The sequence below is a fragment of the Terriglobia bacterium genome (assembly GCA_036496425.1).
Lineage (GTDB): Bacteria > Acidobacteriota > Terriglobia > 20CM-2-55-15 > 20CM-2-55-15 > 20CM-2-55-15.
This window is the reverse complement of the sequence record DASXLG010000070.1, coordinates 12,919-34,829: the sequence shown is the minus strand read 5'-3', so window position 1 is coordinate 34,829 and position 21,911 is coordinate 12,919. Positions and strand designations below refer to the sequence as shown.

The 21,911-nt window shown below is 58.1% G+C and carries 16 protein-coding genes; 11 read left to right on the top strand and 5 right to left on the bottom strand.

Annotated features, from left to right (window positions below; translation table 11 throughout):
- Nucleotides 1–75 precede the first annotated feature (75 nt).
- The 8 genes from VGK48_04890 to VGK48_04855 all read left to right on the top strand — a co-directional run bounded on the left by VGK48_04890 (nucleotide 76) and on the right by VGK48_04855 (nucleotide 11,883).
- Nucleotides 76–936, top strand: coding sequence for a hypothetical protein (locus VGK48_04890; GenBank protein HEY2380500.1), 861 nt, complete (start codon nucleotides 76–78; stop codon nucleotides 934–936).
- Nucleotides 937–1,068: 132 nt separating this feature from the next.
- Nucleotides 1,069–2,652 (top strand): ankyrin repeat domain-containing protein, encoded by a 1,584-nt coding sequence (locus tag VGK48_04885; GenBank protein ID HEY2380499.1) that lies wholly within the window; start codon nucleotides 1,069–1,071, stop codon nucleotides 2,650–2,652.
- Nucleotides 2,649–4,931, top strand: a complete 2,283-nt coding sequence (locus tag VGK48_04880; protein HEY2380498.1) for a DUF1592 domain-containing protein — start codon at nucleotides 2,649–2,651, stop codon at nucleotides 4,929–4,931. Before VGK48_04885 ends, VGK48_04880 begins: the two co-directional genes overlap by 4 nt.
- A complete protein-coding gene (locus tag VGK48_04875; protein ID HEY2380497.1) occupies nucleotides 4,928–6,241 on the top strand; it encodes a DUF1552 domain-containing protein in 1,314 nt (437 codons plus the stop codon). The genes VGK48_04880 and VGK48_04875 overlap by 4 nt, the downstream gene beginning before the upstream one ends.
- Nucleotides 6,241–6,657, top strand: coding sequence for a hypothetical protein (locus VGK48_04870; protein HEY2380496.1), 417 nt, complete (start codon nucleotides 6,241–6,243; stop codon nucleotides 6,655–6,657). The genes VGK48_04875 and VGK48_04870 overlap by 1 nt, the downstream gene beginning before the upstream one ends.
- A 96-nt stretch (nucleotides 6,658–6,753) precedes the next feature.
- A complete protein-coding gene (locus tag VGK48_04865) occupies nucleotides 6,754–8,253 on the top strand; it encodes an ankyrin repeat domain-containing protein (GenBank protein ID HEY2380495.1) in 1,500 nt (499 codons plus the stop codon).
- 79 nt (nucleotides 8,254–8,332) lie between these two features.
- Nucleotides 8,333–10,543 (top strand): DUF1592 domain-containing protein, encoded by a 2,211-nt coding sequence (locus VGK48_04860; protein ID HEY2380494.1) that lies wholly within the window; start codon nucleotides 8,333–8,335, stop codon nucleotides 10,541–10,543.
- Between the two features lie 14 nt (nucleotides 10,544–10,557).
- On the top strand, nucleotides 10,558–11,883 hold the full coding sequence (locus VGK48_04855; protein HEY2380493.1) for a DUF1552 domain-containing protein: 1,326 nt from the start codon (nucleotides 10,558–10,560) through the stop codon (nucleotides 11,881–11,883).
- A 324-nt stretch (nucleotides 11,884–12,207) separates the two neighbouring features.
- Here the strand turns inward: VGK48_04855 and VGK48_04850 are convergent, their stop codons facing one another.
- The 3 genes from VGK48_04850 to VGK48_04840 all read right to left on the bottom strand — a co-directional run bounded on the left by VGK48_04850 (nucleotide 12,208) and on the right by VGK48_04840 (nucleotide 13,195).
- A complete protein-coding gene (locus VGK48_04850; protein ID HEY2380492.1) occupies nucleotides 12,208–12,519 on the bottom strand; it encodes a CopG family antitoxin in 312 nt (103 codons plus the stop codon).
- Nucleotides 12,520–12,523: 4 nt separating this feature from the next.
- Nucleotides 12,524–12,799 carry a DUF4258 domain-containing protein gene (locus VGK48_04845; protein ID HEY2380491.1) on the bottom strand — a complete coding sequence of 92 codons (276 nt, stop codon included), beginning with the start codon at nucleotides 12,797–12,799 and terminating at the stop codon, nucleotides 12,524–12,526.
- A gap of 165 nt (nucleotides 12,800–12,964) precedes the next feature.
- Nucleotides 12,965–13,195, bottom strand: coding sequence for a CopG family antitoxin (locus tag VGK48_04840; protein HEY2380490.1), 231 nt, complete (start codon nucleotides 13,193–13,195; stop codon nucleotides 12,965–12,967).
- Between the two features lie 150 nt (nucleotides 13,196–13,345).
- Between VGK48_04840 and VGK48_04835 the strand changes: the two genes are divergently transcribed.
- A complete protein-coding gene (locus VGK48_04835) occupies nucleotides 13,346–14,947 on the top strand; it encodes a TIGR03435 family protein (protein HEY2380489.1) in 1,602 nt (533 codons plus the stop codon).
- Nucleotides 14,948–15,033: 86 nt separating this feature from the next.
- Nucleotides 15,034–15,258 carry a hypothetical protein gene (locus tag VGK48_04830; protein HEY2380488.1) on the top strand — a complete coding sequence of 75 codons (225 nt, stop codon included), beginning with the start codon at nucleotides 15,034–15,036 and terminating at the stop codon, nucleotides 15,256–15,258.
- A 1,001-nt stretch (nucleotides 15,259–16,259) separates the two neighbouring features.
- On the opposite strand, the gene VGK48_04825 is transcribed toward VGK48_04830, so the two are convergent.
- Both VGK48_04825 and VGK48_04820 read right to left on the bottom strand, forming a co-directional pair.
- Nucleotides 16,260–17,345 carry a hypothetical protein gene (locus VGK48_04825; protein HEY2380487.1) on the bottom strand — a complete coding sequence of 362 codons (1,086 nt, stop codon included), beginning with the start codon at nucleotides 17,343–17,345 and terminating at the stop codon, nucleotides 16,260–16,262.
- Between the two features lie 55 nt (nucleotides 17,346–17,400).
- Complete coding sequence (locus VGK48_04820; GenBank protein HEY2380486.1) at nucleotides 17,401–19,020, bottom strand: hypothetical protein; 1,620 nt, start codon at nucleotides 19,018–19,020, stop codon at nucleotides 17,401–17,403.
- 403 nt (nucleotides 19,021–19,423) lie between these two features.
- Here VGK48_04820 and VGK48_04815 point away from each other — a divergent pair, with 403 nt between their 5' ends.
- Entirely contained in the window at nucleotides 19,424–21,895 is a 2,472-nt protein-coding gene (locus VGK48_04815) for a carboxypeptidase regulatory-like domain-containing protein (GenBank protein HEY2380485.1), read from the top strand.
- The last annotated feature ends 16 nt before the right edge of the window (nucleotides 21,896–21,911 follow it).

The window sequence follows — 21,911 nt, the reverse complement described above, 5'->3', positions numbered from 1 at the left end:
CCGAATTGAAATCGTAAGGGAAAGACAATTTGGTGTCTGTGAAGTTTAGATTAAGGATTTTGAAAGGTACTTTCTATGAGCCAAACGCGTCGATCGTTTATTGCAGGCATGGGCGCGGCGTTGTTCGCGCCGGCGGCATCCGTCCGGGCACAATCCGCGGCAACGGCACTGCCGCTGAAGAATCTGGGACTCGAACACCTCGATATCGTCGTACCCGACACGGCTGTGAGCGCCAAATTTTATATGCAGGTATTCCGCACCAAGCTCCACCAGCAGCCGTTTCAGGGCGGGATCCGCTATTTCATTCTGCTGGGCGAGCTGCCTGAGGACCGGCAGGTCGGATACATCGCGATCGGCGCGGGGGGAACCCGGCCGACAGGAATCGGCCATTATTGCTCACTGGCGGAACACTATGACCGCAATGCCGTGGCACGGGAAATGGAAGCGGCCGGGTATAAAACCGCCCAGGGCAGCTTCGGAATGTGGCCCGATCCCGACGATCTCGAGCTTCAACTCTTCCAGCCACCCGCCGGCGTCGTCAAAGCAGCTGTACCATCCGAGCTTGCGGTCGAAATGAACGGGCTTGTCACACCCCTGGGTCTGGATCATGTGGTGCTGAACGTCCGGGACATCAACGCATCACTGCCCTATTACCACTTCGTATACGGAAAAGACGTGGACGGTGCGCGCGAACGTAATCCCGAGCGGCTGTGGTTGAATCTGAAGAAGGGTACTCGGATCGGACTCCAGAAAGTTGCCGCCGGTCAGTCCCCGGCCATCGAACACTTCTGCATCAGGGTGCGGCCGTTCGATAGAGCTGCAGTGATTGCGGGCCTCAAGAAAATCGGCGTCGAGATTCTCCCCTCGGACGACGAGCCCGGTGTCGTGCGTTTCCGCGACAACAACCGGATCATGCTCGAGTTGAAGGCCACATAGACCTCCGGCCATAATCGGCGCATGGACGGAGAACAGAACGAAAATATTGGATTCAAGGGACGATCGGGACTATGGTGCAGGTGGTATATCCATTTGGAAATGTGTCGCAAACGACAGCGAGCTGGAGGCGGTATGTCTATTCGGTTGGTGAGAAACGCATTTCTCGTTCTGATCGTTGCAGCCGGCGCATGCCTGGCGGCGGGCGCAGGTGATATCGCACTGTTGGATGCAGCGCGATCGGCGAACTGGAGCGGCGTCCGTTCGCTGGTCTCGAAAGGATCGACAAAGGAGGCCGTCAATTCCGCCGACACCGACGGCACACGGCCATTGCACTGGGCTGTGCGCGCCGACGAACTCGAAGTCGCGACATTGTTGCTCCGGGCCGGTGCGGATCCGAATGCGGAGACCCGGCTTGGCGTCACGCCGCTTTATCTGGCGGCGCAGAATGGCGATCCCGAAATGGTCCGCGCACTCCTTTCTGCGGGAGCCAATGCCAACCAGATCGACCGCGCAACCGGCGAATCGATTTTGATGGTTGCCATCCGCGCAGGAGCGGCCGGATCTGTTCAGGCGCTTCTTTCCTCAAGCGCCAACCCCAACGCTGCAGAACCCCAACTCCGGCTTACTCCCCTGATGCTCGCCGCCGATACCGGGAATGCCGAAATCGTCCGGGCTCTTCTGGCCCGTGGCGCAGACGTTCATGCCCGCACCAGAACGGGCGCCACACCGGAGCCGAAACTGCCCTGCATCGACAAGGCCGGCTGCGGGTCGCATGGCGTCGGGATCATTCGCGGCGGTCTTCCGGACCAGGGATATCGCGCGCCCATTCCAGGCGATATGACGCCTTTGATGTACGCGGCGCGTGAAGGACATCTCGATGCCGCAAAGGCATTGATCGAAGCCGGCGCGGATGTAAACGCCGTCGACAAGAACGCGATCACGCCCCTCTTCATGGCCATCAGCAATAACCGCATCGAGATGGCACGGATGCTGATCGATCGCGGGGCGAACATCAATGCGGTCGACTGGTACGGACGGACTCCGCTGTTCGCGGCCATCGAAATGCGGAACGTGGACCTGCATTACGTCACGTTTCAGCACATGGTCAATGAGGATGACCGGAAAGTGATCCTGGATTTCATCGGGTATCTTCTCGATCGCGGCGTGGATCCCAACATCCGCGTCAAAGAAGTTGCGCCGCTCCGCCGCTGGATGTACCTGCTCGGAGGCTCACTGGCCTGGGTCGATTTTACAGGCCAGACGCCATTTATCCTTGCATCCCTGTCGGGAGACCTTTCAACGATGCGCCTTCTCCTGAAACACGACGCGGATCCGAAAATAACGACCTATAGCGGCACGAATGCGCTGATGGCCGCGGCCGGCGTGAACTGGGTCGTGAATCAGACATACACCGAGGGCGAACCGGCGCTGCTCGAGGCCGTCAAGTTGTGTTCGGAGCTCGGCCTGGATGTGAATGCGGCAAATTCGATGGGTTTGACTGCCGCAATGGGCGCCGCAAATCGCGGGTCGGACGCGATCATCGAGTTTCTCGTCTCGAAGGGTGCGCGTCTGGATGTGAAGGACAAAACCGGCAGAACCGCTTTCAACTGGGCCGAAGGAATTTTCCTGGCGACGCATGCGGCGGTGCCGAAGCCGGGCACGATGGCTCTCATTCAAAAACTCACCGGTAACGGCCAGGCCGCGGCGAAACAATGATGCGTTATCGTCTATACCTGCTCATTGTTGTTTGTCTGATCAGTTCCTATGCCGCAGGCGCGCCATTGTCGCAGCCGGACGTCCAGGCAGTTCTGAAACAGTATTGTTTCACCTGCCATAATCAGCGTGCGAAGACGGCCAATCTCGAGCTGGATATCAAGGATCTGAGTCACGTCGAAAGCGACGTGCCGGTCTGGGAAGCTGTCGTCCGGAAACTTCGAACCGGAATGATGCCGCCGAAAAACGCCTCCCGGCCGGATCGTGCAACCCTGGACGGCGTTGCGGCCTGGCTGGAAACCGGTCTCGATCGCGCTGCGGCACAGCATCCCAATCCGGGATCGCCTTCCCTGCACAGGATGAACCGTAACGAGTATGCGAACGCAATTCGTGATCTGCTCGATCTGCGCGTGGACGTGACGACATTGCTTCCCAGCGACAGCAGCAGTGCCGGGTTCGACAACATTTCGGACATTCTTGGAACATCACCCTCGCTGATCCAGGGCTATCTGTCCGCCGCCATGAAGATCAGCCGTCTTGCGGTAGGCGACCGGTCCGCCCCGCCCACACCGGTAGCCTATCGCGCGCCGAAGGGCCTGTCGCAACGCAGTCATCTCGACGGCATGCCTCTCGGAACTCAGGGTGGAATGGTCGCGCAACACAACTTTCCTTTGGATGCGGAATATGAAATCCGGGCCGGCAACGGCCGCATCGATCTGACGATCGACGGCCAGGCGGTTCCCGTGACCGGCCGCGGCGCCATACGCGTGGCTATTCCAGCAGGTCCGCACACCATACGCGCCGCAGCGGTCCGCGCGGCGGAAACCGCAGGCCTGGACGACGTGTTCAGCGCGCCGGAACGCGGCGGTGGCGGCATTTCGACGATAACGGTAACGGGTCCTTTCAACGCGGCCGGTCCCGGCGGCACACCGAGCCGCCGCCGCATCTTCGGCTGTACAGCGGCCAAACCGGCCGATGAAATTCCGTGCGCCAAACAGATTCTTCGGACGCTCGCAACGCGGGCGTTCAAACAACCCATAAAAGATGACGATCCTGCCATGGAAACGCTGCTTCGTTTCTATCAGGAAGGCAGGAGCGAAGGTTCGTTCGAAGATGGCATCCGAAAGGGTCTCGCACGCATCCTGGTCGATCCGCGATTCATTTTGCGGATGGAGCATGTGCCTGTGAATCTCGCTGCCGGTACGCCGTATCGTCTGAACGATCTCGAAATCGCAACGCGGCTGGCATTCTTTGTGTGGAGCAGCATTCCGGACGACGAGCTTCTGAATCTCGCGATCGCGGGAAAGCTTTCGAACCCGGCAGTGCTCGAGCAGCAGACCCGCCGGATGCTCAAAGATCCGAAATCCAAAGCGCTGGTGGACAACTTCGCGATGGAATGGATGCGAGTGCGCGAACTGGACAATGCCGAACCCGAGTCTCCGGACTTCGATGGCAACCTGCGTCTCGCCTTGCAGCGCGAAATGCAGCTGTTCTTTGAAACCATCATTCGCGAAGATCGCAGCATCATCGATATTCTCGATGCCGATTACACATTCGTCGATGACCGGCTGGCGCGGCATTATGGGATTCCGAATGTGAAAGGCAGCCTGTTCCGGCGTGTCACCTTGCCGCAAGACGATCCCCGCCGCGGCATTATCGGAAAAGCGAGCATACTGCTGGTGACGTCGGCAGCCAACCGGACGTCTCCGGTTCAGCGCGGCCAGTTCATTCTGGAAAATGTGCTCGGAGCAAAAGCTCCAAACCCGCCGCCTGGAGTCGAGGTCAATCTCGACAAACCATCGGATGGACCCGAACCTCAGACGCTGCGGCAGCGCATGGAAATGCACCGTCAGAACCCGGTCTGCAACTCGTGCCACAGCATCATGGATCCCATTGGATTCACTCTGGAGAATTTCGATCTGACAGGCAAATGGCGCGAGACCGATTCCAAAGTCCCGATCGATGCCACAGCGCAGATGGTCGATGGAACGCAGCTCGACGGGCCGGCCAGCCTGCGGCGCGCGCTGCTCAGCCGTTCGAACGTGTTTGTCACGGTCGCTGCCGAGAAACTCATGACCTACGCCATCGGCCGCGCAACGACACCTTATGACATGCCGGCAGTCCGGAGCATTGCCCGGGAGGCCGAGCGCAACAACTATCGTTTTTCATCGCTCGTTCTGGGTGTAGTCAAGAGCGTACCTTTCCAGATGCGCGCAAAAGAGCAAACGGCGCCCAAAATTGCAGGAGCGGTTAACGACCGTCCACAGGAGTCGAAACAATGAACTTCATCACCAAAAAACATCTTTCGCGACGGACCTTTATACGCGGTGCAGGCGTCACGCTGGCTCTGCCTTTTCTGGAGTCTATGCTGCCGGCCCAGACGCCATTGACAGCGGCCGCAAATTCCAGGACACGGCTCAGCTTCATCTATTTCCCGCACGGTGTGACGATGGACAAATGGGCGCCCGCAACCGAAGGCGCAGGGTTTGAATTTACACCCATCCTGAAGCCGCTTGAACCGTTCCGCGACCATGTCAACATCATCAGCAACACTTATGCGCCGATGGCGTATGGCAAAGATGCCTCAGCCGGCGCCAACCATACCAATTCATCGGCCGTGTTTATTACAGGGGCCAAGCCGGAAGAGACGCCGCGTCCGGTTCTCGGAGAATCCGCCGATCAGATGGCGGCCAAAAAGATTGGACAGGATACGCCTCTGCCGTCCATCGAAATGACGGTCGAAGAGGGCGGCTTGACCAGCCCCTTCCGGAATTCCATCGCCTGGCAGTCCGCGACCTCTCCACTACCCATGGAAAACAATCCGCAGGTCATCTTCGAAAAACTTTTCGGTGACGGCTCGAATGAGGCCGAACGGAATGCGCGGCGCAAAGAAGCACGCAGCCTGCTCGATTCCGTAACGGACCAGCTCGGCGCCCTGCAGCGGCAGCTTCCGGCCGGCGATCGAGGACGGGTTACCGATTACCTGGATGACGTGCGCGAAATCGAACGCCGGATCCAGAAATCGCAACAGAAGCTGGAGGCAGCGAAGTTGGATGTGCCGGATACTCCGGCGGGTGTGCCGGATGCCTTCGAAGATCACATCAAAATGCTGTTTGATCTCCAGGTGCTCGCCTTCCGCGCCGAGATCACCCGCATTGCAACCCTGATGCTCGCTCATGAGGTCAGCAATGCGGTATATCCCGCAACCAACATCCGCGACGGCTTCCACAATCTCTCGCATCATTCGAACGTACGGGCCAATATGGACAAGTTCGCGGAACTCAATGCATACCATCACAGCATGCTGGCCTATTTCCTCGGGAAGCTCAAAGCCACTCCGGACGGAGATGGAACGCTGCTCGATCACGCGCTCGTTCTCTACGGCAGTGGCATGAGCAACAGCAACGAACACAATCACAGCCCGTTGCCGATGATTCTCTCGGGAGGGGCTTACGGTACCGTCAAAGGCGGCAGGCACATCAAACTGGCAAAACTGACCACCCATTCGAACCTTCTGCTCACCATCCTGCATAAGGCTGGAGTCCCGGCAGAAAAAATCGGGGACAGTACCGGAGTTATTGCGGAGATCTGATGTTGCGAAAATACTCGATTCTGACGGCAGCAATGAAACTCAAAATCGTTTGTTCGATATCGATATTCATGCTGCTAGCGGCCTGCGGTCCGAAGGCCGGTCCTTCAACGGCGCCGCCAAGCGGACGATGGACCGGCGACTACGGCCCGAATGCCGAACGGCGCGATCCCATCACTCTCGATTTGAAATGGGACAATACGACACTTCGCGGAACGGTTCAGGCGGGGACTCGATCGCTTGATGTGACTCAGGCCGTTTTCAAGCCGGAGATGAGCGCCATCAACATCCAATTCGATGCTCAGGCAAACGGCCGGACGGTCCATTACGTTGTCGATGGCAAAATTGAAGGCAATAAAATGGCGGGAACCTGGTCGCATGATGGCGAGCAGGGCGATTTTCAGCTGACCAGGCAATAGCGCAGCTGCGGCTTGATCAGCGGACCGCCCGGCCGCGCTGGCACACTGGCTTTCTGCGTGCAATCGTTTCGCAATGTTTATAAAATGGACACCATTATGATCCCTTCAATCCTGCTGGCGTCATTGATCGCTTATGGAAACCTGGCGGATGCGGCCGCGCACCGCGACATGGCAACCGTCCGCTCGATGCTGAATCAAAAGGTCGATGTCAACGCGCCTGGAACCGACGGCACTCCGGCGCTCCACTGGGTTGTGCGCGTCGACGATCTGGAAACCGCGCGTCTCCTTATTAAGGCGGGCGCGGACGTGAAGCTTGCCGACCGCTACGGCGTCACTCCGATCTACCTTGCGTGCTCCAACGGCAACGCCGCGATGACCAGGCTGCTGCTCGATGCCGGCGCCGATCCCAATACGACCGATCCGACGAGCGAGACCGCATTGATGACGGCCTCCAAGGTTGGGGATCTCGAAACCGTCCGCGCCCTTCTCGATCACGGAGCGAAGGTCGACACCGAAGACCCGCTGTACAAGCAGACCGCGTTGATGATCGCTGTGCGCGAAAATCATCCGGATGTCGCCGGGCTTCTCGTCGAACATGGCGCCAACGTGAATGCGCAGACCCGGACCGGCGAAACGCCGGGCTGGATTCTTCCGAATTCCGTGCCCGGCTTCGGTCACGGCATCGGCATCATCCGCGGCGGACTGCCGGCGCGCGGCTCGCGATATTTCATTCCCGGCGGTCTCACGCCGTTGCTCTATGCGGCGCGCGACGGGCGGCTCGACGCCGCAAAGCTCCTGGTGAATGCCGGCGCGGATCTCGAAAAGGCCGATCCGAACGGAATCACGCCGCTGCTGATGGCCATCGCCGACGACCAGATGGCGACGGCGCAATTTCTGATCGATAAAGGCGCCAGGATCAACGTCAGCGATTGGTATGGGCGCACGCCGCTATGGACCGCCGTCGAAGTCCGCAACATGGACGAAGACAATGGAACATTTGAAAACGGCATCGAACGCGAACCTGTCCTGGACCTCATCAAGACGTTGCTCGACAAAGGCGCCGATCCGAATTCCCGGACAAAGGAGAGTATTCCGATCCGCCGCTTCATGCTCCGCACGACCGGCACACTCGAATGGGTCGACTTTACTGGCCAGACGCCATTCCTTCGCGCGGCCTATTCCGGCGATGTTACCGTCATGCGCCTGCTGCTGAAGTCCGGTGCGGATCCGAAAATCGCGACATTTGGAGGAACCACTCCGCTAATGGCCGCCGCCGGCGTGAACTGGGTTGTCGATCAGACCTATGACGAGGGCCAGAAGAATCTCCTCGAGGCCGTGAAGCTTTGCTTCGATCTCGGACTCAGCGTGAACGATGTGAATTCGATGGGCATTACTGCCGTCATGGGCGCGGCGAATCGCGGTTCCGACGAGATCCTCGAGTGGCTTGTCAGCAAAGGCGCGCGTCTCGACCTGAAGGATAACGAAGGCCGCACAACCCTCAACTGGGCCGAAGGCGTTTTCCTCGCCACGCATCCGGCGAAAGCGAAACCCAGCTCGATCGAGCTCATCAATAAACTTCAATCGAAAGCCAACTAGGGAAATGGAACACAAGAAGCACAAGAGGCACAAGAAAGAGCAAAATCGGTTCCCGGGAATCTTGTGCTTTTTGTGCTTCTTGTGTTCCGTCCCCCTCTTCGCGGCCCAGGCGCCGCCGCTCGATAACGCGCTGCCAACGAAATACTGCGTCGGCTGCCACAATCAGCGCGCGAAGACCGCCGGTCTCATGCTCGACAGCATGGACTACTCGAACATCGCGAAAGATGCCGCCACCTGGGAAAAGGTTGTCCGCAAGATCAAGACCGGGATGATGCCGCCGAGCGGAGCGCGCCGTCCGGAGCGCGCCGAGCTTGACGCCTTCGCATCGGAAATCGAGAAACGCCTCGACAGCGCGGCCGCGCTGCATCCGAATCCCGGCACGCCGGCGTTGCATCGTCTGAACCGTACCGAATATGCGAACGTGATCCGCGACCTGCTCGCGCTGGATGTGGATGTGCCGGCGCTTTTGCCGCAGGACGACGCGACTGAGGGTTTTGACAACATCGCGGACGCCTTGGGAACCTCGCCTTCGTTGATTCAGGGATATATCTCCGCGGCCATGAAAATTTCGCGGCGCGCCGTCGGCGACCGGACGCTGATTCCGTCGCAGGCGACGTACAACGCGCCTCCGGCCTTCGCCCAGGATCGCCATATTGAAGGGCTGCCGCTCGGAACGCGCGGCGGCATGCTGGTCCAGCATACGTTTCCGATGGATGCCGAGTATGACTTCACGGTTGGCGGCGGCATCGGCGGTGGCGGGGCGACGACCGACATTACGGTGGACGGCAACCGGATCGGTGTGCGTAACACCCGGAACTTCCGGCTTGCGATTGCCGCCGGGCCGCATACGATCGGCGCCGCCCTGATCGACCGGCAGCGCGGCGCCGGCGTCGATGAAGCGTATTCCGATTTTCGCGTCAATGGCCTCTTCAATCCGGCCGGCGGCGTCAACACGATCGTGATCAACGGGCCGTTCAATCCAGCCGGCGCCGGCGATTCGCCGAGCCGCAAGCGCATCTTCGTTTGCCGGCCTGCGAACCTGGCCGAGGAACCCGCCTGCGCCCGCCAGGTTGTGAGCACGCTTGCGCGGCGCGCATTTCGCCGCCCGGTGCAGGAAGCCGAACTCACCAAGCTGATGAGTTTCTATCAGCATGGACGCAAGGACTCCGACTTCGAGACCGGCATTCAGGAAGCCATCGCGCGGATACTGGTGGCTCCCGCATTTCTGTATCGCATCGAGGACGAGCCCGCAACCGTGGCCGCAGGCGGCGTCTACCGGCTCAGCAATCTCGAGCTCGCATCGCGGTTGTCGTTCTTCCTGTGGAGCAGCATGCCGGACGATGAGCTTCTCGACGTTGCGATCAAAGGCAGGCTGAGCGATCCGAAAGTCTTCGAGCAGCAGACGAAGCGCATGCTGGCCGACCCGAAGTCCGCAGCGCTGGTCACCAACTTCGGCGGACAATGGCTGGGACTGCGTGAGCTGGCCAAGGCGGAAACGTCCGCCAAGAATTTCGACGACAATCTGCGCCAGGCGTTCAAGCGCGAAACCGAGATGCTGTTCGACAGCATCATTCGGGAGGACCGCAGCATCGTGACGCTGCTCGATGCCGACTACACGTTCGTGGACGAACGCCTCGCGCAGCACTACGGCATTCCGAATATCCACGGCAGTTATTTCCGACGCGTGACTCTGGAGGCCTCGAGTCCAAGGCGCGGCATCCTCGGGCAGGGCTCTTTCCTGACTGTCAGCTCGGTTGGAACGCGCACCTCGCCGGTGACGCGCGGACGCTGGATTCTCGAAAACGTGCTGGGTACGCCGGCGCCGGTACCGCCGCCCGGCATCGACACGAATCTGGAAAAGGATGCCGAGCAGGTGAAGGTCACCTCGTTGCGGCAGCGGCTGGAGCTGCACCGGAAAGTCGAGCCCTGCGCGAGCTGTCACAAGATCATGGACCCGATCGGTTTTGCCTTGGAGAATTTCGATATGGTCGGAACCTGGCGCACGCTCGACGGTAAAACGCCGATCGATTCGTCGGGGCAACTCGTTGATGGGACAAAGCTGAACGGCGTCGCCGACCTGCGGAACGCGCTGCTGTCGCGCAAGGACAGGTTCGTAACCACGGCCACGCAGAAGCTTTTGACTTATGCTACGGGCCGCACGGTGCAATACTACGACATGCCGGCGGTTCGGACGATTGTCCGGCGGGCCGCTCAGAACGATTATAAATTTTCGTCGCTGGTGCTCGGAGTCGTGCAGAGCGACGCGTTTCAGAAGAAACTCAAATCGTAGACAGGAGACGGGAAATGTTCATCACGAAAAAGCATCTTTCACGGCGCACCTTCCTGACCGGAGCGGGCGTTACGATCGCGCTGCCTTTTCTGGAATCCATGGTTCCTGCGGCAACGCCGCTGCGGCAGACGGCCGCCGCGAAAGTGCGGACGCGTTTCGGCGCGATTTATTTCCCGCACGGCGCCACGATGGACAAGTGGACGCCGGCCGGCAACGGCGCCACGTTTGAATTCTCCGAGATCCTCGAACCGTTGAAACCGTATCGCGACCGCATCAACATCGTCAGCGATATGAGCCATCCGCAGGCCTACGGCGGCGGATCGGCGACTTCGAACCATACGCGCTCGGCTGCCGCCTATCTCAGCGGCGCGCAAGCGCGCTCGGGTCCCCAGGCTTACCTTGGAGTGACGGCCGACCAGGTTGCCGCCCAGAAGATCGGCCAGGATACGGCGATGCCTTCGCTCGAACTCGGTATCGAAGATGCGAGCCTGAGCTGCGGCGACGGGTTGAGCTGCGCCTATCGCGACACGCTTTCGTGGCAGAGTGCGACTTCGCCGCTGCCGATGCAGAACAATCCGCAGGTGGTTTTCGAACGCCTGTTCGGCGACGGCAGCACCGATGAACTGCGCCGCGCCCGCCGCGAACAGTCGCTGAGCCTGCTGGATTCGGTGATGGGCGATGTGAATGCGCTAAACAAGAAGGTTTCCGCCAGCGACCGTGCCCGCGTCGATCAATACATGAATGACCTGCGCGAAATCGAACGGCGCATCGAGAAAGCGGGCGCCCAGGTCTCTTCGGATCTGAATGTGCCCGCCGCTCCGACAGGTATTCCGAAGGATTTCGAAGAACACATCAAATTGATGTTCGACCTGTGGGTTCTGGCCTGGCAGGCGGATCTCACACGCGTCACGACGTTATTAATGGCGAAGGAACTCAGCAATGCGGTCTATCCGAAAAGCGGAATCCGCGACGCGTTCCACATCCTTTCGCATCATTCCAATCTGCGCGAGAACATGGACAAGTTTGCCGTCCTGAACCGCTATCACGTGACCGTGTTCACTTATCTGCTCGAGAAACTGAAGAACACGCCGGACGGCGACGGCAGCCTGCTCGACCATTCGATGGTGCTCTACGGCAGCGCAATGGCCGACGGCAACCAGCACAATCACGCGCCGCTGCCGGTTATTCTTGCCGGCTCCGCGTCCGGCAAGCTGAAAAGCGGCCGTCATCTGCGCAATCCGAAGGACACCACCATGTCCAACCTGCTGCTCGCCGTTCTCCACAAGCTCGACGTGCCGCGGGAATCCTTCGGCGACAGCACAGCCGCGATGGAGATCTGAAAGTTAACTGCATGCCTCAGCGCCGGAGGCGCGTCAGAAGTCCAGTTGGAGCCTAACCGCCGGATGCGCGATATGCTCGTCGCCAAAGGATACGCCGTGAAATACCGCGAATTTAACGGCAATCACAACTACATCAACTGGCGCGGAGGATTCGGCGACGAATCATCGCATTGTTAGGGATATGACCGTTACTGAGAGAAGGCAAAATGGGAAAAAGTAAGCCCGCGGCTGTTCCGAACGGCAGCGATAGGTTTGGCATGGTCACATGCAGAAGAAGCCGAATTCCCCCGTGCGGGCCGGTCTCAACGCGGGGATAAATCTTCGTTAGCTGCGGCGGGATTCCCGCACAAGGCCCTCCCGGACGAGCATTTTCAGCAGCGTTTGATAGCCAATACCCTTGCGTTCAGCGAGTTTGCGAGCCTGCGCAAGGTCGGCTTCAGGCAGACGAATGGCGATCTGCACGCTGCCCTTTTTATTCAACCCCGCAACCAGGCTCGATCCCATCCCTTTGGTTTTTTGCGATTGAGCTTGAGCGGATCTCTGCTTTACATAAGTGCGCCCGGCCGGGCTGGCCCACCAATCCGCTTCTTCGCTCTCGTTGCGGAACTTCGGCATTTTAAGAGATTTCTTCTTCATTGCGTTACTGCCCTTTTGCGCGTCTATCGGTGTAGTCCCGCCGCTGCCCCGCGTCGAGATCGTAAGCGGTCACCACCCGCAGCTTATCGCCGATTTCCTTCACGATGACAGCCAGCAGCCGGCCTGCGGTGGTTCCTCCGTAGTATACGAAGCGGCGTTCACCCTCCACATCTTGTTCATAGATCGAAATCGGATTGTTAAGGAGCGCCTGTTCTGGCTCCTCCTGCGTGATTCCATGCGTCCGAATCTTTCGCAGATTATTCCGGTCCCATTCGAACATTGCCTAATCCAGATTGTATATGCAATGCATAGACAAGAACGACTTGTTCTACTTCGGCACGGCTTTCAGCAACTTGCCACGCGGCCAATCGGCAGGCACTGCCGCCCGCTCGAGAGGTGTGCGATGTATGACACGCGGGTTCCGTTGTGCAAAGCGCCGTGAAGCCTATCCCGCTCTGGAAAGCTTCTCTCTCAACCACTTGTTGATGAGCGATTCGGAAGACATCTTTTTCGATTTCGCGATGCGATCGAGCTTGGGAACAATCTCTTCGTCGATGGCGACAAGGTGCTTTCTGACTTTGATGGCTCCAGGCTCGAACTCCACCGCGGGCATGTGCTCCCAATAACGGCCTATGTCGTGTGTATCAAAGAGTCGTAGTTTTGACAGAAAAGTCATCCGCGCGCAGGTCGACGGCCGGAACAAAATAACGGACGTTCTGCGGCCGGTTTCCCGTCGCTATCCACCCTTGATGATAAATTAAACTTCCAGCCGCTTCCGAGCGTCTTACAAATAACAGCAGCGATTCCCTTACGGAGATGAGACAAGATGATGCGAGTATGCGTTGTTTTAACGGTGGCTGCCGTTCTGTCGGGTTCGGGATTTGGTCAATCGACGCGTACACGTCCCACGTTTGAAATTGCGGATGTCCATGAGAGCTCTCGAATTATCCGCAATGGCATATTGGGCCGGATTGGCGGCAAGGAGGGTTTTCGAACGAGCCTGAGGGGTGAACGCTACGAAGTGCGCAACGCTACCATGGTGGACTTGATCGGGACCGCCTATACGGTCGACAGCGACAGGGTCAGTGGGGGGCCGAGCTGGTTGGAATTCGATCAATTCGATGTGACGGCCCTGGTTCCGCCCAACACGCAGCAAGCTACGCTAAATCTCATGCTCCAGTCTCTCCTCGCGGACCGGTTCAAGCTGATGGTCCACAACGATACAAAACTTATCCCCGGGTTCGTACTATCGGTGGGCAAGAGCAAACTTAAGGACGCGGACGTATCGGGCAAGACGGGATGCCAGTCGCAACCAGTCATTGAGCGCCAGATAATTATGGTGAACCTTTCCTGCCGCAACATCACCATGGATGCGTTTGCGGCAGAACTGAAGGGCCGCGCCGGTGGCTATGTTTTAAACTCCACCGGGTTGAAGGGTTCATGGGACCTCGATATCCGCTTTACCGATAAGAGCCAGCCAGCCGGATCCGAACGCGTCACCCTGTTGGATGGCATCAATACGCAACTGGGGCTGAAGCTCCAGGAGCAAACGGTGCTGACTCCTGTCATCCTGGTAGACGGAGTCAATGAAAAACCCAGCGTCAATCCGCCGGACACCGCCAAACGGCTACCCCCTCTTCCACCAGCCGCGTTCGAAGTAGCGGTGATTAAGCCGACCGGGACCGGTGGCAACGAGGTAGGGGCCGGAGGCATTCAGCCGGGCGGCCGCGTCATGATATCAGGCGGGATTATTCCCCTGCATTCAGTGATCTCAATCGCCTGGAACCTGGACCCGAATGAAGAGTTGATCGGCGCGCCGAAATGGCTCGATTCGGCGAGATTCGACATGATTGCAACGTTGCCGGCCGCCTTCAGAGGTGCAGATGCCGCGACGGCTCCCATACCGGAGATGCTTCAAACTTTGCTGATGGACCGCTTCAAAATGAAGATCCATTATGAGGACCGCTTGGTGGCTGCTTATGCGTTGGTGGCTGCAAAGCCGAAACTCAAGAAGGCGGACGCTTCGACTCGTACCGGTTGTAAGCTGGAAAACCTATCGCGTACAGGGCAGGTGATCTCTCAACCTGTATCGTGCCAGAACATGACGATGGCACAGTTTGCCAGTCAGCTGCAAAGCATCGCAGGACCATATGGGGGTCCATACTTTCGCTATCCTATTGTGGACGCAACCGGGCTCGACGGAGGCTGGGACTTTAGCTTCGCCTTTGATCCTCTCGTGGCGCTTCAGGCTGCTGGACGGGGCAATCCGTTTTCGGGAGGGCCTGCGGGGGCTACATCCGATCCGGTCGGAGGACTTTCGCTTGTCGACGTCATTGACAAACAGCTCGGGCTGAAACTGGAAGCGCAGAAGCGCACCTACCCCGTTTTCATCGTCGATCACATCGAGGAACGGCCGACCGACAATTGAAACTTATGATGCGGCGTTTTGCGGATGAGATGGATCGGATGGTCGAAGGCTTCGGCTTTCCCGCCTGAAGAAGGTTTACGCCCTCGATGCGACTCGAGACGTTCTCGCCGCAGATCGATATTTTTGAACGCAATGGAAAGCTCGTCCTTCGTGCAGATATGCCGGGTATGACCACCGCAAACTTCAAGAACGGTGTTCTCGAAGTGACGGTCGATGCTCCTCAACAATACAAAAACCGGCGGAAGATCGAAATCAAGGGTGAAAGCTCTACCACCACCACTACCGGCAAATCCGGCCAGGAAGCCGCCTAACGGATTGAAAATCCAACCCGCCCGCGGTCATTCGTTCGGATCCGCGGGTGGGTTCCACAAAGGAACTCCTTTTTCGTTTTCGGAGAATGAATCTCGATTTCGGAAAGAGAATCTGGAAATAGGAGAAAGAATCTGGAGATAGGAACTCCTTTTTCGTTTTCGGAGAATGAATCTCGATTTCGGAAAGAAAATCTGGAAATGGGAGAAAGAATCTGGAGATAGGAATTCCTTTTTCGTTTTCGGAGAATAAATCCCCGTTTTGGGAAAGAGAATCTGGAAATAGGAGAAAGAATCTGGAGATAGGAACTCCTTTTTCATTTTCGGAGAATAAATCTCGTTTTGGGAAAGAAAATCTCCAGATCGGAACTTAAATCGGGAGATTTGCGGTCACGTCCCGGAATTCTGCATGGGTCCCTTTTACGTTGTCAAAGGCCGGGTATCGAATCAACCCATTCGGCGGCGTCCGGAATGTTGTGTGTGGACGACGCATGATTCCTCGTAAGGTGTTGACAGCATTAACGCAAGTTTAGATCCAAACCTCTTCTTAAGGAAGCAATCGAAGTTCGATATCCACAATCTCCCAGACTTCGGCCGGCAAGCGGCCGCATACGTAATCCCGCTCTTAGACCGCGATGAGGCGCATGCCCTGTTTTTCCGAGATCCGGCGCGAGGGTGGTTGATGGAAGTTACTAACCGCCCCGTCTGCGCCGCTAAGGAACGGGACCGTTTTATTAGTGGCGCAGCCACCCCGCCTTGGAAAGGCGGGGAATGTCCTTCTGGGCGACTTTTTGTGCAAAGCGATGCCAGCGCGAACCCAGCCAGAAGCCTCGGCTAACGTCTCCGACGTTCAGACTCACCCCATGATCTGTTCCGGTGATGTCTTGAGCCTCAGTGTCCAATTGACAACGGAGCGGTATCATTCTGATATCGCAAACAGAAACGGAGGACTGGGAAGCTCATAGTTCGAGCTTCCCAGGAAAAGTCACGGGGATCCCTTCGCTTCAGTCTTCGTCTTCGAATTGCGCTGGAGTCATTATGGCTACCCCGTTAGGAGCAATATTTCCGAGGTTGAGCGTACCGCTCGGCGACAATTCTGCGAAGTCATTGTATGTAAACAGGGTCAAATGCGCCCCGGCACCGGTGCCTTTGTCGATGACGCCGAGATAACCGCCGGCAGCATCGGTGTCCGTAGGATTTCCCGTGACGATTCTTGTCACCACGGAGCTGTCCACGAAGATATTGCTTCCGGTGCCCAAAACACGGCTGATCGTCTGGCTGCCGGTATTGACAACCAGAACATATTTTCCGATCCGTGTGGTCCAGCAATCCGCCGCCTGGCCGGCGGGCACAACGCCGACAAATGAGTTATTCCTGAACAGTCCGAGTTGGCTGGAATGTGCCAAGGTGATTACCGCGGTTCCGTCCGGGTAAACCGAAAAGCCGAAGGGCGTCAAGCTTCCTGGAGGAGCTGAAACAGCAGCAGGCGTTCCGGAAATGGCTCCGTTCGGATTGAGGGGAACCACATCCATTGTGCCCGGGGTCGGGTCTGTCTTGATCGATACCAGTAACGTTTTGGCATCCGCAGCCGAGACCTGAGCCGTGTCTCCGCTGACGGGAATACCGCCGCCGGCCAGAACCAGTCGTGCGCTACCATCCAATACTCCGACACGGCTCCCGTCAAGAATGAATGAATCCGCAGTGGTATCGCCGGCAACGTACATGTGGCCATTGGCGAAGTCCACGCTTACCGGAGGGCTGGAGGTAACGACAGTTTGCTGGAGCGCCAACTGGTCACCCACCCGTTGAAACACGGCCACCGTTCCGGAGCGATAGTTGACGGCTGCAAACAACTGGTCCTGGTATTGCTTCAATCCTCGATTGTTCCCGCTGACGCCTCCTTTCCCGTTGGTGGAGAGCGTTTGACGCCGGGTCTGCGTGGCAGCATCGACCACGATGACTGCATTATTGTTGGGGTCGTTCGTCATCGTAACGACCAGAGTTTTTTGGGAACCGGCAGCCTGCACTCTTGCAGAAGAACCCGCAATCATGACGGCTGCACTAAACAACGCGATGAGCTGTCTTTTCATTCCATCTCCTTGTGAATCGTTTCTTTGATTACCGTTTTGCGTTTTGACGTTCTGCTCAGAACGCCGAGCACTGCCCCTGTTTGGATCTGGCCGCGTTCCCGCCGCCGGTGATGGACGAATTTTGCTGGCACTGCAGATTGTTCGTCACTTGATTGCCGAAAACCTGCACTTGAGCGAAGTTGTTGTTGACTTGCAGATTCCCGCCGACCAGATTTCCAGCACAGCCGCTGCCTGACCCGATCGCCGCGGGCGCGTTGTTGTTGTGGAACTCCAGGTTGCCCCCGACACTGGAACCGCACACGGTGTTGAGTCCCGCACTAGCGGGGAGATTTCCAATCTGGAGGTTGCCGTTGATTGCGACGCCTTCCCCAATCGAGAAGCTGCCGCCGCCATCAAACTGCGCGTTTCCGCCAATCGCACTCTTGGCGAGTGAAACACTGCCCCCTGAAACTTGCAGGTTGCCGCCGATCCGGGAGCCGTTTCTCAAGATCAACGTGCCGCCGGTCACGGTGACGTTGCCGGTCACGGTTTGTTGGCTGAGATTCACGACCTGGCCCGCCGAAACGGTCAGGTTTCCCGTGATGCTATTGGCGGCGGCGAACTCCGGCGCCATTATGGCTATCCCGTCAGGGGCAGGAACGCCGAGGTTGAGCGCGCTGCCGATAGGAGACAATTCTCCGAGTTCATCGTAGGTAAACAAGGTCAAATGCGATGCCGCCCCGGCGCCGGTGGTATGGTCGATAACGCCGAAATAACCACCGGTCGAATCCGCGTCCGTTGGCGCCCCGGTGGTGATGGTTGTCGCCACGGCGCTATCCACGAAGATATTGCTCCCGGTGCCCAGAACACGGCTGATGGTGTGGCTGCCTGTATTGACGGCGAATACATATTTTCCGACCCGCGTGGTCCAGCAGTCCGCCATCTGGCCGGCAGCCACAACGTCGATAAATGAATTATTCCTGAACAGTCCGAATTGGTTGGAATGTGCCAGAGTAACCACAGCGCTTCCGTCCGGATAAACCGAAAAGCCGAAGGGCGTCAGGGTGCCCGGAGGAGCTGAAACGCCAACAGGCATTCCGGAAACCGCTCCGTTCGAATTGAGGGGGACCACATCCATCGTGCCCGGAATCGGGTCTGTTTTAATCGATACGAGCAACGTGTTGCCACCCGCCGCCGCGACCTGAGCGGTATCGCCGCCGATGGGAACGCCGCCGCCGGCCAGAACCAGCCGTGCGGTACCATCCAATCCTCCGATGTGGCTTCCCTGAAGAATGAATGAATCCACGGTCGTGTCTCCGGCAACGTACATGTGGCCGTTGGCGAACTCCAGGCTGACCGGAGGGCTGGTGGTTACGACTGTTTGCTCGAACGTCAACTGGTCCCCAGCACGTTGAAACACGGCCACCGTTCCGGAGCCATAGTTGACGGCTGCAAATAACTGGTCCTGGTATTGCCTCACTCCTCGATTATTTCCGGTGACGCCCCCTTTCCCATTAGTGGAGAGCGTTTGAAGCCGGGTCTGCATGGCAGCGTCGACCACGATGACCGAATTATTGTTGGAGTCGTTCGTCATGGTGACGACCAGAGTTTTCTGGGGATCGGCAGCCTGCACTTTTGCAGAGAAACCCGCAATCATGAAGGCTGCACTAAACAACGCGATGAGCTGTTTTTTCATTCCATCTCCTTCTTGTGAATTGTTTCTTTAATTGCCGTTCTGCGGTTTGAACGTCTGTGGCGTACAAGCCCTCACCCGCCGGGTTTATTCCCCGAAGCTTTTTATTGACAAGATATTTACTTGATTGTGACGCGTCCGCGTGTCTCGTCCCCCTATCATGTTCGCCTGTTTTGTCAGGCAAACATCTTTGGAGGAGAACATTTTCTAGCCTGAATTGTCGAACCGAGCGTAATCCCCTCCTTTTCAAGGAGGGGATTCGTCTTCGTTCAAACCCTTAAGCCCTCGCAGACCCCGTAAAAATCTTCTTTATCTTTTTCTAATGTGCGCTCTGCGGGGCGTATAATTTTGCTCAAAGGTTCTCAGAACAGAAGAACTGGTAATCGTTTGGCATTGAGAGGGAGTCGTGTTGGCGATAAAGGCGCTCATCATCGCCGGGATCGCGACGTTGTTATCCGCACAGGGACTGCGGCCGGTGCTGATCAACGTACATACGGACGCCGGCGTCGGGATCCAGGGTGCGATTGTTCAGGCAGAGCGAGACGGCAAACCTGTCGCGCGCGCCGTGAGCGATCCGGACGGAAAGGCGGCGATCGCGGCGCTGCCCGCGGGCGAATATAAGATTTCTATCGCCTGCGACGGCTTCGAGCCGTCGGTGCAGACGATCGCGATCGCCGACGAGCGGCAGCAGATCGACATCGACGTGACGCTGCTTTCGAAGCTCCGGCGAACGGACAACGTGGATGTTGTCGCCGATGCGCCGGGCGTCGATGTTCAAGCCGGGGCACCGCCGGCCGCGGAACTGAAATCGGCCCAATTGGACGATGTGGCGACGCGTCCGGCAACGGTTGCGGAAGCGCTGACGCTGGTACCCGGCATCAACCGCGGGCCGGATGGAGAAGTTCAGATTAACGGTCAGGGCGAACAACAAAGCGCGCTCCTGGTGAATGCGACAAACGTGGCCGATCCCGTCACGGGAGGTTTCGGCGCCACGGTGCCGGTCGACAGCGTGGAGTCCATCAACGTTCTGAAGAGCCCGTTTCTCCCTCAGTATGGAGGCTTCACGGCCGGCGTCGTCGACGTGGAAACCAAACGCGGCGGCGACAAATGGAAGTTCGCTTTGAAGGATCCCTTCCCGGACATCCGTGTCCGCAGCGGGCACCTTCGCGGCCTTCGCAATGAGACGCCGCGCGTGACCTTCGGCGGGCCGTTGATCCGGAACAGGCTTTTCTTCGACGAATCCGGCCAGTATTTCCTGCAGAAGAGACAGATCCGCACGTTGTCGTTTCCAAACAACGAATCGAAAGACGAAAGCGTGAATTCGTTCACGCAATTCGATTACATCCTCTCCGGATCGCATTTCGTGACGGCGAGTGCTCATATCGCGCCGGAACACATCAATTTCGTCGATCCGGCGTTTTTCAACCCGCAGCCGGTGACTCCCAGTCTGCGCAGTTTCGAAAACGCCGTTATCTTCGGCGATCATCTGAGCGTATTCAACGGTCTGCTGGACAGTACGATCACGCGGCAAGGTTACCGGGCCCGGGTTGGAGCGCAGGGCAATGCGGACATGGTATTCACCCCTTTCGGCAACCTCGGCAATTATTTCGCGCGCCGCAACCGCGAGAGTTCCCGGACCGAATGGCTGGAAACGTTGTCCATCAACAAAGGCAGCGCTCATGCGTTGAAGTTCGGTTCGCTGTTGGCGCATGTGGCGAACAGCGCAACGGTCTCGTTCAATCCCGTCCAAATTCAGGATTCCAGTCTGGACATACTCGAACGCATCGAATTTACGAGCGTTCCCTCATTCCAGAAGATGGATACGGAGGTTGCGCTGTTCGCCCAGGATCACTGGACACTGATCCCCAACCTCTCGATCGACGCCGGCGCCCGCATGGAGTATCAGGCCGACGCATCGTCGGTGCGTATTGCGCCCCGCGTCGCAGCGGCGTGGACGCCTTTCCGGGAGGGCAAGCTGATCCTGCGCGGCGGCTTCGGCGTGTTCTATGACCGTGTGCCGCTTTCGGTTTTTTCGTTCCTCCACTATCCGGCCGAAATCGTCACGACGTTCGATCGTTCCGGGAGCGCCGCGCCGCAAACCCGCTCCTTCGCCAACATGATGGAAACCGACAGCCAGTCCTTTCCTTTCGTCCATCACGGGACGGGGCGTGGCAATTTCGCTCCTTACAACCAGACGTGGACTGTCGAGCTCGAACGCACGGTCGCGAGAAACCTTCACGTTCGCGTGAACTATCAGCACAGCAACTCGGGGGATGAAGTGCTCCTGACGGCGCAGGCGCTCAACGGCGCCAATGTGCATGCGCTCGGCGGCGGCGGCCAGTCCACCTATCGCCAATTCGAAGCGACGGCGCGGCTGACCTGGAAAGGCGCCCAGCAGATGATGTTTTCTTACGTCCGGAGCAAAGCGCGAGGAGACCTGAATACGTTCAGCAGCTATCTGGGGGACTACCCCGTGACGCCGATCCAGCCGAATTTCTTCTCAAACCTGAGGGGCGATATCCCGAACCGGTTTCTCGCATGGGGCTTCATCAACACGCCGTGGAAGACGCGCGTGGCTCCGATCTTCGAATATCACACGGGATTGCCGTACGCCGTCCTCGACGCCAACCGGAATTATGTCGGCCTGCCATATTCAGACGCCTCACGGTATCGAAGTTATGTCGGACTCGACGCGCGTATTTCAAAGGACTTTCAGGTCACGAAGAAGTACAAGGCGCGAATCTCCGCGACCGTGATGAACGCACTGAACCATTTCAATCCGCTGGACGTGCACGCGAACGTCGCGGACCCGCTGTTCGGAACCTTCTTCGGGCATTACAAGAGACGCTATCGCGCAGACTTCGAGATTCTGTTTTAGAAGGGAAGGAACCACC